Origin of the sequence: Streptomyces nidicola (assembly GCF_050106155.1) — a bacterium.
GTDB lineage: Bacteria > Actinomycetota > Actinomycetes > Streptomycetales > Streptomycetaceae > Streptomyces.
In genome coordinates this window covers 5,058,112-5,071,363 of the sequence record NZ_JBNBPI010000001.1, presented here as the reverse complement: position 1 = coordinate 5,071,363, position 13,252 = coordinate 5,058,112, and the positions used below count along the sequence as shown (strand labels likewise).

The following is a 13,252-nucleotide window of genomic DNA, read 5'->3' as shown; positions in this document are numbered from 1 at the left end:
ACCCGGACCGTGGCGGTCGACCGCCCCTACGCCTCGGGGCTCCGCCCCGGACCCCGCGCCTCAAACGCCGGCGGGACTGATTTTGCCGAACCGGTGTTACGGACTCGGGGCTCCGCCCCGGACCCCGCTGCTCAATCGCCGCAGGGGCTTGAATTGCCCACCCGCTGTCTGGGCGCATCGGGTGGCCGCCGCCCCGCCTTGGGCAATCTGCCGCCTTGGGCGGCAGGGTGGGCAAGGCGGCCCCCGGTGCCGCGCGCCACTCACGACGGCTCCAACCCCGGTGGGCCCGCCCGTGCCCGCACCTCCGACCGGAACGCCCCGTGGCCCGCCGCCGCGGACACGGTCGACACCTCGCCGCGCAGCGCGCACCGCACCACATCCGCCCCCTGCGCCCGCGCCACCCGCTCAGCCAGCGCACACGCCTCCGCTCTCCCGTCCACCCAGTGGTCCGCCGCCGCGAGCGCCGCCAGGTCCGCCGCCGAACCCGCGCGGTGCCGCGCCTCGACCGCCTGCCCCATGGCCAGCACCGCCCCGAACACCACCCCCACCGCGGCCATGGCCATCGCGACCCACACGGTCGCCGACCCCCGGTCACCCCGCCCCCTCACGTCGCCTCCTCCGCCGCCGCCACGGCCTGCGCGCCCAGTTCCACCCCGAGCGCTCCCGGCCCCACGGACTTCGCCCGCACCGTCACCCGCACCAGATCGCCCTCCCGGCCCACCTCGACCCGCGCACCCGGCGGCGCGGCCTCCCGCGCCGCCGCCAGCGCCGCGCCCCTGGGCTCCTGCCGAGCCACCGCCCTGGCCCCGGCCCGCGCGGCGTCCACGCACCTGATCTGCGCCGACGCCGCGAGCACCACCCAGACCAGCGCTATCGTGAACGCCACGAGCACCGGCAGCACCACGGCCGCCTCCGCCGTCACGAACCCCCGGTCACGACGGACCTCAGAACGAGCCATGGAGCGCCTTCGCCACCAAGGACTGCAGCGCCGACTGCACCACGTCGCTCGTCACCACCTGGAACAGCACCCCGGCGAAGCCCACCGCCGCGATCAGCCCCACCGCGTACTCGGCACTGACCATCCCGGCGTCCCGCCGCACGGACCGCACCGACCTCGCCCATCGAAGAGCGCCTCCGCGCAGCCGCTCGCACCACGCCCGCCCCACACGCATTCCACTCATGCCAACTCCCTTGAACCACAGCGTTATTCACTCGACCAGCCATCAGCCATCAGCCATCAGCCATCAGCCATCAGCCATCAGCCATCAGCCATCAGCCATCAGCCATCAGCAGGGATGTTCCGCCTCATCTCCCTCCAAAGACCCCTCCTCCCAGTCCGATCACCACCGGCACCACCCCCACCACCAGGAACGCGGGCAGGAAGCACAGGCCCACGGGCGCCGTGATCGCCACCGCGGCCCGGCGTGCCACCGTCGTCGCCCGGCGCCCCCGCTCGGCCCGGCATTCCGTGGCGAACCGCGCCACCGGCGCCGCCGCCGGAGCCCCGGACTCGCCCGCCCGTTCCAGCAGCCGGACCAGCCCATCGGCGCCCGGCACGGCCTCCAACTCACGCCACGCCACCCCCAGTTCGCTCCCGAGCCGCACCTGCGCCGCGCCGCGCTCGAGCCCCCGCCCGACGGGCCCGCCCAGCGCCTCACCGACCGCCCGCGCCGCCTCCACGGGCCCGGCACCCGCCGCCAAGCACGACGCCAAGAGGTCGCAGGCCAAGGGCAGTTGACGCACGGCAGCACCCCTCACCCCCGCCCCCGCCCCGGCTCTCACGCCCTCCTCCCGGCCGCGCCACCAACGCCACACCCCCACCCCGCAGACCACCCCGACCACGACCCCGGCCACCCCGCCCACCAGCACGAACCCGGCACACACCGCCCCTACGACCGGCACCCACCGCCGCAGCACGGCCGGCAGCCCCACGGCCCGCCGCGCCGACTCCGTCGCGGCCACCTCGAACACGAGCCGCATCCGCTTCCGCAACGCCCGCTCCGCCCGCCGTGCCGCGACCTCCCGCACCAGCCACATCACCGTCACCGCGATACACAGCACCGCCCCCAGCCTGTGGACAACGTTCATCGCCTCTCACCCCTCCGCCCCTCGCACGATCCGCATCGCCCACCACAAACCGGCGGCTTCCAACGCCCCGCCCACCACCAGACAGCCGACCCCGGGCCACGTGTGCAGCAACACCCGCAGGGGCCGCGCCCCCATGCCCGCCCCGAGCAGCAGCGCGAACACGGGCAGCCCGGCGAGCATCACCGTGGTCGACGAGGGGCCCGCCAACTGGGCTCTGAAGTCGGCCCGTTGGTCCTGCTCCGCCCGCAGCGCGTCCGCGAGCCGTTCGAGACCTGACGCGAGCCCCGCGCCCCGGTCCACCGCCACCCGCCAGCACGCCGCCAGCCCGTTCAACCCCTCGGCCCCCGGCTCCCGCGCCGCCACTCTCAGGGCCCCGGGAACGTCCCCGCCGAACCGGGCCGCCGCCACCACGGCCGCACTCCCCGCGCCGGTCAACGCCTCCGACCCCCGCACCGCCACCACCAGCGCATCCCCCGGCTGCCGCCCGGCCCGCACCTCACCCGCCAACAGCCCGCACAGCCGGATCACCGCCTCCCCGCGCCGCTCCTTCCTCCGCCGCGCCGCCCCGGCCGCGCGCAGCCGCCCCACGCCGGGCACGGCACACACACCGAGCACAACCGGCGGCACCGAGGCACCGGCGATCCCGACCACCAACCCGCCGACCGCGCACCACCATTCGGGCCGCGCCCGCACCCACGCCCACCACCGCTCGCCCACTCCCGGCCACCCGGACCACACCCCGAGGTCCGCCCCGACCCCCAACACCCTCCGGGCCCGCCGCACCTCCAACTCCCGTACCTGCACCGCCCGCATCACGACCACCGCCCCCAACGCGGCCATCACCACTCCGGAACCAGCACCCAAGACCCCACCACTCACGCCCACACACCCCTCTCCACCGACCCACACACCTTCTGACGGCCACCCCTCGGCCGCGCACCCTCACTCCAGGCCCACCGATGACCACCGCCTCACCCCACCCGCACCCCCAACAACCCGCCGAGCCGCTCCCACCCCGCCCGCTCCACGAACCCCCGCTCGCCCCACTCCAGCGCCGGCACCGCCCGCACCCAGCCCGCCGCGTCCCGCTCCAGCACCTGGACCTGGGCGATACGGCGCCGTCCGCCCCGGTCCCGTACGAGGTGCAGGACCACGGAGACCGCCGCCGCCAGCTGGCTGTGCAGCGCCGCCCGGTCGAGTCCGGCCGCCGTTCCCAGCGCCTCGAGGCGCACCGGGACGTCGCTCGCCGCGTTGGCGTGCACCGTGCAGGAACCGCCTTCGTGGCCCGTATTGAGGGCGGCCAGGAGCGAGACCACCTCGGCGCCGCGCACCTCGCCCACCACAAGTCGGTCGGGCCGCATCCGCAGCGCCTGACGGACCAGGTCGTCGAGGCCCACGGCCCCCGCACCCTCCTGGTTGGCGGGGCGCGATTCGAGGCGGACGACATGAGGGTGGTCCGGCCTCAGCTCGGCGGAGTCCTCGGCCAGGACGATCCGCTCCCCCGGCCCCACCAGACCGAGCAGCGCGCTCAGCAACGTCGTCTTCCCCGTGCCCGTACCGCCGCTGATCAGGAAGGACAGGCGTGCGTCGAGCAGCGCCCGCAGCACCCGGTCGCCGCCCGGCGGCACCGTCCCCGCCGCCGTCAGCTCCTCCAGGGTGAAGGCCCGGGGCCGCACGACCCGCAGGGACAGACACGTGCAGCCCGCCGCGATCGGTGGCAGCACCGCGTGCAGCCGAGTCCCGTCGGGCAGCCGGGCGTCCACCCACGGCCGCGCGTCGTCCAGCCGGCGCCCCACGACGGCCGCGAGCCGCTGCGCCAACCGCCGTACGTCGGCGGCGCCTTCGAAGGACACATCGGCCGGTTCCAGGCCCCCTCCCCGGTCGACCCACACCTTGTCCGGCGCCGACACCAGGACGTCCGTCACCGAAGAATCGGCGAGCAGCGGCTCCAACGGCCCCGCGCCCACCAGCTCCGACCTCAACCTGCCCGCCGCGCCCAGCACTTCGGCGTCGCCCAGGATCCGGCCCTGCGCCCGCAGCGCCTCGGCCACGCGCGCGGGCGTCGCCTCCGACCCGTTCTCGGCGAGCCACTGCCGTACGCCGTCCAGCATGCGCGCCCCCACCACCGCACTCATGACACCCCTCCTCGCACCCACTGCTCGACCGTCCGCACGCCGACCGCTCCGGCCGCCGCGCTCTCCACGGGCCGCTCGTCCACGACCGGCTCCCCGCCCTCCCGATTCACGCCGCGTCCCCCTCCACCGCCGCCACCGGCATCCGCTCCCAGAAGGCCCCGCAGAACCGGCCAAGGGGCCCGCCCTTCAACACGTCGACGTCCGCGGGCAGTTCGCCGGCCAGCGGCAGCCCGACGAGCCGCGCCACCTCGTCCGCCGCGAGCCCTCCCGCGCCGCCCGCGGGCGCCGTCACCACCCGCAGGTCCCGCAGCACCATCCCCGCCGCCCCCGCCATCCGGCGCGCCGCCGCCACGGCCCGCAGCTCCGGTGGCACCACGAGCAGCCCCAGATCGAGCTGGGCCAGGGCCTCGACGGATCCGGCGTCGACCCGGCGCGGCAGATCGACCACGACGACGCCGCCCCTGCGCCGCCCGGCCGCGAGCACCGCCCGCACTGCCTCCGAGGGCACCGCCGCGAGTTCGCCGCGGTCCCAGCTGAGCACCCGCAGATCGTGCAGCCGGGGCAGCGACTCCTCCAGGGCCGTGCTGCCGACCCGGCCCCGCGACTCGGCGAAGGCGGGCCAGCGCAGCCCGTCCACCGCCTCGCCGCCGAGCAGCACGTCGAGCCCGCCGCCGAGCGGGTCCGCGTCGACCAGGAGGGTGCGCCGCCCCGACCGCGCGGATGCCACGGCCAGCGCGCAGGCGAGCGTGGAGGCCCCGGCCCCGCCGCGTCCGCCGAGCACCCCGACGGTCAGGGCGGGCCGCCCCACTCCCTCGGCGACATCGGCGATCCGGTCCATCAGCCACTGCTCGCCGTCGGGCAGGACGAGCACATGGTCGGCGCCGATCTCCACGGCGCGCCGCCACACCCCGGAATCGTCCTGATCACGCCCAACCAAGATCACGCCACGCCGTCGGGACACCCCGCGCAGCCGCCCCGCGGCATCGTCCCCGACCAGCACGAGCGGCGCCGATTCCCAGCCGCCCCAGCCCCCTCTGCCCGCCGGCGCCCCGTGCCCGACCTCGGGCCGTACACCCGCCGCCGCGCACAGCCGCAACAGGTCGTCCAGCAGTTCCACGTCCTCCGTCACGATCAACGGGGCGCGTCGCACGTCCCGCGCGTCGCACTCGATGACTCCCGCCATGGTCCGGTCCCCCTCTCGCCGCGCTCGCCCGCCCATGCGGACGATCCGTTCCGCACGTGAAGTCGGCGGTGTCCAAGGCGCCGAATACCGACCGTCCGCCACGGCTCGGCCATAACAAACCGGCCATGAACACGGATCTGAACTTCGCGTGCGGAATCACCGTGCAGCGATCCCGGAAAACGTGGGGATCTTGGTCAATAACTGTGGACACAAGAAGGCTTGTGAATATCCCGGTCACTCATACCGGTGACACCTTGAACGGGACATGGAACTGTCCACAGAGCAGCCCGACGGTCACGCAGCGTGAGGAGCGCCGGGCGCGTCGACCGAGGCGCGCGGGCCTTCGAAACCCCCTGTGCGGGCATGAAAAAAGGACCCGAAAACGGGTCCGGACATGCGACGACCCCCGCCGGGGGGGAGAGCGGGGGTCGTCCCCACGGTCCGACTCGGGGGGGGAGGAGCCAGACCGGGTTAGCACGGTCGCGAACGATCCGTGACTTCCATGGTGTACCCGAGAGCCTTCTCAAGCAAACCCACGCGCCACAGCTTACGCCGAATGGTTGGCGCCTATGCTCGGCCTCGTGGAAAACCACTCCTTGCCTCACTCCACGCCCCGCACAGCGGCGTTCTTTGACCTGGACAAGACGGTCATCGCTAAGTCGAGCACACTCACGTTCAGCAAGTCGTTCTACCAAGGCGGGCTGATCAACCGGAGGGCCGTACTGCGCACCGCGTACGCCCAGTTCGTGTTCCTCGCCGGCGGCGCCGACCACGACCAGATGGAGCGGATGCGCGAATACCTCTCGGCGCTCTGCCGCGGCTGGAACGTGCAGCAGGTGAAGGAGATCGTCGCCGAGACGCTGCACGATCTGATCGACCCGATCATCTACGACGAGGCGGCGTCCCTCATCGAGGAACACCACACCGCCGGACGCGATGTGGTCATCGTCTCCACATCCGGCGCCGAAGTGGTCGAGCCGGTCGGTGAGCTCCTCGGCGCGGACCGGGTGATCGCCACCCGCATGGTCGTGGGCGAGGACGGCTGCTTCACGGGCGAGGTGGAGTACTACGCGTACGGGCCCACGAAGGCGGAGGCCATCAAGGAGCTGGCGCGCTCCGAGGGGTACGACCTCGCGCGCTGCCACGCGTACAGCGACTCGGCGACGGATCTGCCGATGCTCAGCTCGGTCGGGCATCCGCATGCCGTCAATCCGGACCGGGCGCTGCGCCGCGAGGCACTCGCGCGCGGGTGGCCGATCCTCGACTTCCACAAGCCGGTGCGGCTCAAGCAGCGCCTGCCCCATCTGTCCGCGCCCTCACGGCCCGCGCTGCTCGCGGCGGCCGGGGTCGGCGCGGCCGCGGTCACGGCCGGCCTCGTCTGGTACGCGAGCCGACGTCGCGCGACGTCAGGCGCCCATTGAGGCCACCGGTTCGCCCCATTTGAACCTAAAAGTAAAGAAGTGCGGCCAGGGCTTCCGCTTCCTCCAGGGGAGGAGTACAAAGGATTCAACGGCCCGCGAGACCAAGGACATCCGAGAGGACACCTTCAACCGCAAAAAGGCCCCACGGACCGATGCATGAACACCGAGCACCCACGCGACGTCGACCCGTCGATTACGGGCCAGCCGCACCAGGCGACGGGCAAAGAACCCGACCTGATGGGCAACACTTCGAGGACGCTTGGTAACCCGGTGAACATGCCAGCGGCGGTACGAGCATTCGTACCGCCGCAACCCTTTTCCGGGGCTTTTCCCGCGGCTTCCCCCGCTACGCGGCACCCCGCTGCAGCGCCTCGCAGACGGCCGTCGACTCCCTGACACCCAGCTCGATCGCCTTGCCGCAGTGGGTGATCCAGGCCGCCATCCCCTCCGGCGTACCGGATACGTAGCCGTCGAGCGCCGCCGCGTAGGACGCCCGGCCGAGTTCGGCGTGGCCCAGCTCCGCCGGGCAGACGGACTTCGGGTCGAGGCCGCTGCCCACCAGGACGATGCGCTCGGCGGCGCGCGCGACCAGCCCGTTGTGCGAGCCGAAGGGGCGCAGGGCGAGCAGCTCGCCGTGCACGATGGCAGCGCTCACCAGGGCCGGCGCCGCGCTTCCACCGATGATCAGCTGCGAGAGTCCCTCCAGGCGGCCCGCCACCTCCTCGGCGTCCGGCACCGGGAGTTCGACGAGCGGCTCGTCGACCGGCTCGCCCGCGAGCCGCGGCCGACCCACCGCGTCGCTCTTGTCGGCCGCCGCGACCAGGTGCAGGCGCGCGAGCACCCGCAGGGGCGACTGCCGCCAGATGGAGAGAAGTTGACCGGCCTCGGCGGTCAGCCGCAGGGCCGCGCCGACCGTGGGTGCCTCCTTGTCGCCGTCGCCGCCACTGAAGTCGGTGCGCCTGCGCACCTCTTCGAGCGGCCAGTCGGCACCGGAGAGCGCCGCGCTGCCGCGCGCGCCGCGCAGTGCCGCCTCGGACGTGATCTCGTTGCTGCGACGCCGCATGACCCGGTGCCCGTAGACCCGGTCCACAGCCTTGCGCACGGAGTCCACGGAATCGGCCACACCCGGCAGGTCGGCCAGGGCGGCGAGGGGGTCGGCTGTCGTACTCATGAGTACGACCCTACGGGCCACGCGGCGCCGCCCCACGAAGGAGTGGTCTTCTTCACGCCACGTCGACACGGACAGCGACCGTACCGATACCCTTCGTGAACATGAAGATCGCTTTCGTGGGGAAGGGCGGCAGTGGCAAGACCACGCTGTCCTCACTGTTCATCCGCCACCTCGCCGGCACCGGCTCCCCGGTCATCGCCGTCGACGCCGACATCAATCAGCACCTCGGGGCCGCGCTCGGGCTCGACGAGGGCGTCGCGGGCGAGCTGCCCGCGCTGGGGGCCCGGCTGCCCCTGATCAAGGACTATCTGCGCGGCTCGAACCCGCGGATCGCCTCGGCCGACACGATGATCAAGACCACGCCACCCGGCGAGGGCTCGCGGCTGCTCAGGGTGCGCGAGAACAATCCGGTGTACGACGCCTGCGCCCGCGACGTGGAACTCGACGGCCAGGCCGTGCGTTTGATGGTCACCGGGCCCTTCACCGAGGCAGATCTCGGTGTCGCCTGCTACCACTCCAAGACCGGAGCGGTGGAGCTGTGCCTGAACCACCTCGTCGACGGCCGGGGTGAGTACGTGGTGGTCGACATGACCGCGGGCTCCGACTCCTTCGCCTCGGGCATGTTCACCCGCTTCGACATGACGTTCCTGGTGGCCGAGCCGACCCGCAAGGGTGTCTCGGTCTATCGCCAGTACAAGGAGTACGCGCGGGACTTCGGGATCGACCTGAAGGTGGTGGGCAACAAGGTGCGGGACGAGGACGACCTGGAGTTCCTGCGTTCCGAGGTCGGCGAGGACCTGCTCGTCACCGTCGGGCACTCGGACTGGGTGCGCGCCATGGAGAAGGGCCGCCCGCCGAGCTTCGAGCTCCTGGAGGCGCCCAACAAGGCTTCCCTGCAAGCACTTCAGGACGCGGCCGACGCCACGTACGAGGCCCGCGACTGGGAGCGCTACACGCGCCAGATGGTCCACTTCCACCTGAAGAACGCCCAGAGCTGGGGCAACGAGAAAACCGGTGCCGACCTGGCGTCCCAGGTCGACCCCGACTTCGTCCTGCGGGAGAGCGTCGCGGCTACTGCCTGACCTGCGGGAGGGCACCGCCGCGACGGCTGAGCAAGTGCCGCACCGGGCCTACGACTTGGCGGCCGGGGCGCCCGGTACCCCCTTCGGGGCCGGGGCCCGCTTGCCGCCGAGGTAGGACGCCCAGCCCTTCTTCGGGCCCTCGCCCACACCGAGACCGCCGAGCTTCTTCAGGGTCTTCGGGTCCTGGGCGTCGAGCCAGTCGGTGAGCTGCCGGAAGGAGACGCAGCGGACGTCGGGCTTCTTGCAGACCGTCTTGACCGTGTCCTCCACGGCGCGCATGTAGGTGCCGCCGTTCCAGGACTCGAAGTGGTTGCCGATGACGAGCGGCGCGCGGTTGCCCTTGTAGGCGCGTTCGAAGCCCGCGAGCAGGCTGTCGCGCATCTGGTCACCCCAGTACTCGCGCTTCGCGGGATCGCCCTGGGTCGCCGTACCGGACTGGTTGACCATGAAGTTGTAGTCCATGGTCAGCTGCTCGTAGGAGTGGCCCTTGAACGGGACGAGCTGCATCGACAGATCCCACAGGCCGTTCTTCTTCTTGGGCCAGACCTGGTTGTTGACGCCGCTGGTGTCGTAGCGGAAGCCGAGCTCGCTCGCGGCGCGCGTGAAGTTGTCCTTGCCCTCGAGGCATGGGGTGCGGGCGCCGATGAGCTCCTTGTCGTAGTCGAAGGGCAGCGGCGCGGACCGGTTCAGGCCCGAGTTGGACTTCCAGCCCTTCACGAACGACTTGGCCTGCTGGATCTCGCTCTTCCACTCGGCCACCGACCACTGGCCCACTCCGCCGTTCTTGCCGCAGAAGTGGCCGTTGAAGTGGGTGCCGATCTCGTTGCCCTCGAGCCAGGCGCCGCGCAGCTGCTCGACGGTGTCCTTGATTCCCTCGGCGTCGTTGAAGCCGATGTCCGAGCGGCCGGCCGAGTGCTGCGGCGCGTGGTACTTGTCCGCCTTGCCCTCCGGGAGCAGGTACACGCCGCTCAGGAAGTACGTCATGGTCGCGTCGTTCTCCTTCGCGACCTTGCGGAAGTGCGAGAAGAGCTTCTGGCTGTCCTCACCCGCACCGTCCCAGGAGAAGACCACGAACTGCGGTGGCTTCTGGCCCGGTCTGAGGCGCTCGGCCCGTGGCAGGTTCGGCTGCCGCCCGGTGTACGCGGTCGAGCCGTCGCCGATCAGCTTGATCGCGCTGCCCGGCTTGGCCTTCTTCGGGCCGGGGGCACCCTGCTGGGGCTTGGTCTTCTCGGTGCGGTGCTCACTGGATCCGCCGGTGTTCCCGGTGGCGCATCCGGCGAGTGCCGCGGCGCACGCCGCGGCGGCGGTGATGCCCGCGGCGAGCCGCTTGGCGGCAGTCCTGTGGGTGGCGGCCATCTTCCGCCCACCTTCTTCCTGGAGTCGGCTTGTGTGGCGGTGAAAAGAGACGAATGCCCGTTATGCACGGACAACGCCGCCACGGTGACACGAGGGCCGGACCGAGTTAGTCCGACAAGCCGACAAACCTTCTTATTCACTACTGAGCGTGAACCGGTAACCCATTTGCACCTTTTATCCGGCCACAATCTTTACTCTGCATTACGATTCATTTACCGACCGCTACTGAGCGTTGATTTCATCCCGCCGCTGCACGCCGTGAACCACGGCCGCGATCGACCCCGCCCACCGCAAGGGGTCACCCCACATTCCGCGACCGCGCTGCACCCCGGAGGAGACGGGAAACCATGTCAGCCTGCGTATCCACCCACACCAGTGACTCCGGCCGGACGGGCGAGCCCTCGGACGCCGCCCGCACCGCACACAGTCCACCGCCGACGCCCCGTCGCTTCCGCATCGCGGGAGCCGACCTCTCCGCGTCCATCGCGGTCTTCCTCATCGCGCTGCCGCTGTCCCTGGGCATCGCCCTCGCGACCGGCGCGCCCCTGGAGTCGGGGCTCGTCGCCGCCGCCGTCGGCGGCATCGTCGCCGGCTGCGTCGGCGGAGCGCCGCTCCAGGTCAGCGGGCCCGCCGCGGGCCTCACCGTCGTCACCGCCGAGCTGATCCAGCGCTACGGATGGCGGACCACCTGCGCCGTCACCGTCCTCGCCGGCCTCGCCCAACTCGGCCTCGGCTGCCTGCGGGTGGCCCGCACCGCCCTCGCCGTCAGCCCCGCCGTCGTCCACGGCATGCTCGCCGGCATCGGTGTCACCATCGCCGTCGCCCAGCTGCACATCATGCTCGGCGGCTCCCCCGAGAGCTCCGTGCTCGCCAACGTGGCATCCCTGCCGCGGCAGTTGGCGGACGCCCAGCCCGCCGCCCTGGGCGTCAGCGCGCTCACGCTCACCGTGCTGCTCGCCTGGCCGCGCATCCCGGGACGGATCGGCCGCTACGCACGCAAGGTACCGGCCGCGCTCATCGCCGTGACCGCCGCGAGCGTGACCGCCGCGCTGCTCGGGCTCAGCCTGCCCGAGGTCGATCTGCCCTCCTGGAGCAGCCACGCGCTCGCCGGGCTGCCGGACGGGCCCGTGCTCGGCCTCGTCGCCGCCGTCCTGACGACCACGCTCGTGTGCAGCGTGCAGTCGCTGCTCGGGGCGGTCGCCGTGGACAAGATGACCGCCAAGCGCTCGGACCTGCCGCCCGCGATGCGCCGCTCGAACCTGGACCGGGAGCTGCTCGCGCAGGGCGCGTCGAACATCGTCTCCGGATCGCTCGGCGGGCTGCCCGTCGCCGGGGTCGCGGTGCGCAGTACGGCGAACGTGAACGCGGGCGCCGTGAGCGGGAACTCCTCGATGCTGCACGGCGTTTGGGTAGTAGCCGCCACGCTGCTCCTGGTCCCCGTCCTGGAGCTGATCCCGCTCGCCGCGCTCGCCGCCCTGGTGATGGCGGTCGGCGTCCAGATGGTGTCCCTGAACCACATCCGCACGGTCACCCGCCACCGTGAGGTCCTGGTGTACGCGGTCACCACCCTCGGCGTCGTCGTCTTCGGCGTGCTCGAGGGCGTCGGGCTCGGCGTCGCGGTCGCCGTCGGCGTCGCCCTGCACCGCCTCGCGCGCACCCGCATCACGCACGAGGTGGATGCCCGCGGCGTCCACCACGTGCGCGTACGAGGGCAGTTGACGTTCCTCGCGGTGCCCCGGCTCAGCCGGACCCTGCACCAGGTGCCGCACGGCGCGGACTGCGTCGTGGAGCTGGACGGGTCCTTCATGGACCACGCCGCGTACGAGGCGCTGCAGGACTGGCAGAAGTCGCACACCACGCAGGGCGGCAAGGTCGAGGTGGCCGGCCGGGGAGGCGCCAGGATCGCCGAACCCGCGCGCGCGAGCCACACCTGCTGCCGCCCCTGGACGCCGTGGCGCAACCACCACTGCGACGACCGGCCCTCGCACGACCGGGCGACGAAGCCCGAGGCCACCGAGCCGCGCCGCGCCGGCGGGCATCAACTGGCCACCGGGATCAGCGCGTTCCAGCGCAATACGGCGCCGCTGGTGCGCGAGGAGCTGGCGCGGCTCGCACGCGAGGGGCAGAAGCCCACGCAGCTGTTCCTGACGTGCGCCGACTCCCGGCTCGTCACGTCGATGATCACGTCGAGCGGTCCCGGCGACCTCTTCGTCGTACGGAATGTGGGCAACCTCGTGCCCCTGCCCGGCGCCGAGAGCGCGGACGACTCGGTGGCCGCGGCCATCGAGTACGCCGTGGACGTGCTCGAAGTGCAGTCGATCACCGTGTGCGGGCACTCCGGATGCGGGGCGATGCAGGCGCTGTTGAGCAGTCCCCCGAGCGGCCACGGGGCTCTCACGCCGCTCAAGCGCTGGCTGCGGCACGGAATGCCGAGCCTGGAGCGGATGTCCGACGCGGGACTGCCGTGGGCACGGCTCGCGGGGCGGGCGCCCGCCGACGCGGTCGAGCAGCTCTGCCTGACCAATGTCGTCCAGCAGTTGGAGCACCTGCGGGAGCACGAGTGCGTGGCGCGCGCCCTGGAGCGGGGCGCGCTCGAACTGCACGGCATGTACTTCCACGTCGGGGAGGCGCAGGCGTATCTGCTCGACGAGGCCGACCCGGTCTTCGGACAGGTCGCGGCCACCGCCCTCGACGGCCGCCTCGACGAAGGCAGCGCCACGCGGGCCTGAACCGACCCGTCCCCGCCTCCGTGCAAACAGATGAGACCGTAGGGCTCCCGACCAGGTCGGGAGCCCTACGCGTACAGGTCTAAACCA

At 72.4% G+C, this 13,252-nt stretch carries 12 protein-coding genes; 3 read left to right on the top strand and 9 right to left on the bottom strand.

Annotation, left to right across the window (positions count from 1 at the left end; translation table 11 throughout):
- Nucleotides 1–260 precede the first annotated feature (260 nt).
- The 7 genes from ACOKM3_RS23105 to ssd all read right to left on the bottom strand — a co-directional run bounded on the left by ACOKM3_RS23105 (nucleotide 261) and on the right by ssd (nucleotide 5,406).
- Nucleotides 261–563 carry an Rv3654c family TadE-like protein gene (locus tag ACOKM3_RS23105; RefSeq protein WP_426906876.1) on the bottom strand — a complete coding sequence of 101 codons (303 nt, stop codon included), beginning with the start codon at nucleotides 561–563 and terminating at the stop codon, nucleotides 261–263.
- A 41-nt stretch (nucleotides 564–604) separates the two neighbouring features.
- Nucleotides 605–958 carry a TadE family type IV pilus minor pilin gene (locus ACOKM3_RS23100; protein ID WP_426902947.1) on the bottom strand — a complete coding sequence of 118 codons (354 nt, stop codon included), beginning with the start codon at nucleotides 956–958 and terminating at the stop codon, nucleotides 605–607.
- Nucleotides 945–1,181 (bottom strand): DUF4244 domain-containing protein, encoded by a 237-nt coding sequence (locus ACOKM3_RS23095; RefSeq protein WP_426902946.1) that lies wholly within the window; start codon nucleotides 1,179–1,181, stop codon nucleotides 945–947. Before ACOKM3_RS23095 ends, ACOKM3_RS23100 begins: the two co-directional genes overlap by 14 nt.
- Nucleotides 1,182–1,305: 124 nt before the next feature.
- Entirely contained in the window at nucleotides 1,306–2,088 is a 783-nt protein-coding gene (locus ACOKM3_RS23090) for a type II secretion system F family protein (protein WP_426902945.1), read from the bottom strand.
- A 6-nt stretch (nucleotides 2,089–2,094) separates the two neighbouring features.
- The gene (locus tag ACOKM3_RS23085; protein WP_426906875.1) at nucleotides 2,095–2,928 is read right to left on the bottom strand and encodes a type II secretion system F family protein; all 834 of its coding nucleotides are present in this window, start codon (nucleotides 2,926–2,928) and stop codon (nucleotides 2,095–2,097) included.
- Between the two features lie 131 nt (nucleotides 2,929–3,059).
- Nucleotides 3,060–4,223: a TadA family conjugal transfer-associated ATPase gene (locus ACOKM3_RS23080; protein WP_426902944.1), complete on the bottom strand. Its 1,164-nt coding sequence runs from the start codon at nucleotides 4,221–4,223 to the stop codon at nucleotides 3,060–3,062.
- A gap of 106 nt (nucleotides 4,224–4,329) precedes the next feature.
- Nucleotides 4,330–5,406, bottom strand: coding sequence for a septum site-determining protein Ssd (ssd, locus tag ACOKM3_RS23075; protein WP_426902943.1), 1,077 nt, complete (start codon nucleotides 5,404–5,406; stop codon nucleotides 4,330–4,332).
- A 569-nt stretch (nucleotides 5,407–5,975) separates the two neighbouring features.
- On the opposite strand from ssd, the gene ACOKM3_RS23070 reads away from it, so the two are divergent.
- Nucleotides 5,976–6,827 carry an HAD family hydrolase gene (locus ACOKM3_RS23070; protein WP_426902942.1) on the top strand — a complete coding sequence of 284 codons (852 nt, stop codon included), beginning with the start codon at nucleotides 5,976–5,978 and terminating at the stop codon, nucleotides 6,825–6,827.
- A gap of 346 nt (nucleotides 6,828–7,173) precedes the next feature.
- Here ACOKM3_RS23070 and ACOKM3_RS23065 read toward each other — a convergent pair whose 3' ends face one another.
- The gene (locus ACOKM3_RS23065) at nucleotides 7,174–7,998 is read right to left on the bottom strand and encodes a Fic family protein (protein WP_426902941.1); all 825 of its coding nucleotides are present in this window, start codon (nucleotides 7,996–7,998) and stop codon (nucleotides 7,174–7,176) included.
- Nucleotides 7,999–8,099: 101 nt separating this feature from the next.
- Here ACOKM3_RS23065 and ACOKM3_RS23060 point away from each other — a divergent pair, with 101 nt between their 5' ends.
- Nucleotides 8,100–9,080: an ATP-binding protein gene (locus ACOKM3_RS23060; protein WP_426902940.1), complete on the top strand. Its 981-nt coding sequence runs from the start codon at nucleotides 8,100–8,102 to the stop codon at nucleotides 9,078–9,080.
- Between the two features lie 48 nt (nucleotides 9,081–9,128).
- Here the strand turns inward: ACOKM3_RS23060 and ACOKM3_RS23055 are convergent, their stop codons facing one another.
- Nucleotides 9,129–10,436 carry a polysaccharide deacetylase family protein gene (locus ACOKM3_RS23055; RefSeq protein ID WP_426902939.1) on the bottom strand — a complete coding sequence of 436 codons (1,308 nt, stop codon included), beginning with the start codon at nucleotides 10,434–10,436 and terminating at the stop codon, nucleotides 9,129–9,131.
- Between the two features lie 347 nt (nucleotides 10,437–10,783).
- Here ACOKM3_RS23055 and ACOKM3_RS23050 point away from each other — a divergent pair, with 347 nt between their 5' ends.
- Nucleotides 10,784–13,165 (top strand): bifunctional SulP family inorganic anion transporter/carbonic anhydrase, encoded by a 2,382-nt coding sequence (locus ACOKM3_RS23050; protein ID WP_426902938.1) that lies wholly within the window; start codon nucleotides 10,784–10,786, stop codon nucleotides 13,163–13,165.
- Nucleotides 13,166–13,252 lie beyond the last annotated feature (87 nt).

Coding starts and splice junctions, on each gene's coding strand:
- ACOKM3_RS23090 (WP_426902945.1), bottom strand. CDS start 2,088: ATGAACGTTGTCCACAGGCTGGGGGCGGTGCTGTGTATCGCGGTGACG.
- ACOKM3_RS23065 (WP_426902941.1), bottom strand. CDS start 7,998: ATGAGTACGACAGCCGACCCCCTCGCCGCCCTGGCCGACCTGCCGGGT.
- ACOKM3_RS23070 (WP_426902942.1), top strand. CDS start 5,976: ATGCTCGGCCTCGTGGAAAACCACTCCTTGCCTCACTCCACGCCCCGC.
- ACOKM3_RS23050 (WP_426902938.1), top strand. CDS start 10,784: ATGTCAGCCTGCGTATCCACCCACACCAGTGACTCCGGCCGGACGGGC.
- ACOKM3_RS23100 (WP_426902947.1), bottom strand. CDS start 958: ATGGCTCGTTCTGAGGTCCGTCGTGACCGGGGGTTCGTGACGGCGGAG.
- ACOKM3_RS23105 (WP_426906876.1), bottom strand. CDS start 563: ATGGCCATGGCCGCGGTGGGGGTGGTGTTCGGGGCGGTGCTGGCCATG.
- ssd (WP_426902943.1), bottom strand. CDS start 5,406: ATGGCGGGAGTCATCGAGTGCGACGCGCGGGACGTGCGACGCGCCCCG.
- ACOKM3_RS23080 (WP_426902944.1), bottom strand. CDS start 4,223: ATGAGTGCGGTGGTGGGGGCGCGCATGCTGGACGGCGTACGGCAGTGG.
- ACOKM3_RS23055 (WP_426902939.1), bottom strand. CDS start 10,436: ATGGCCGCCACCCACAGGACTGCCGCCAAGCGGCTCGCCGCGGGCATC.
- ACOKM3_RS23085 (WP_426906875.1), bottom strand. CDS start 2,928: ATGGCCGCGTTGGGGGCGGTGGTCGTGATGCGGGCGGTGCAGGTACGG.
- ACOKM3_RS23095 (WP_426902946.1), bottom strand. CDS start 1,181: ATGAGTGGAATGCGTGTGGGGCGGGCGTGGTGCGAGCGGCTGCGCGGA.
- ACOKM3_RS23060 (WP_426902940.1), top strand. CDS start 8,100: ATGAAGATCGCTTTCGTGGGGAAGGGCGGCAGTGGCAAGACCACGCTG.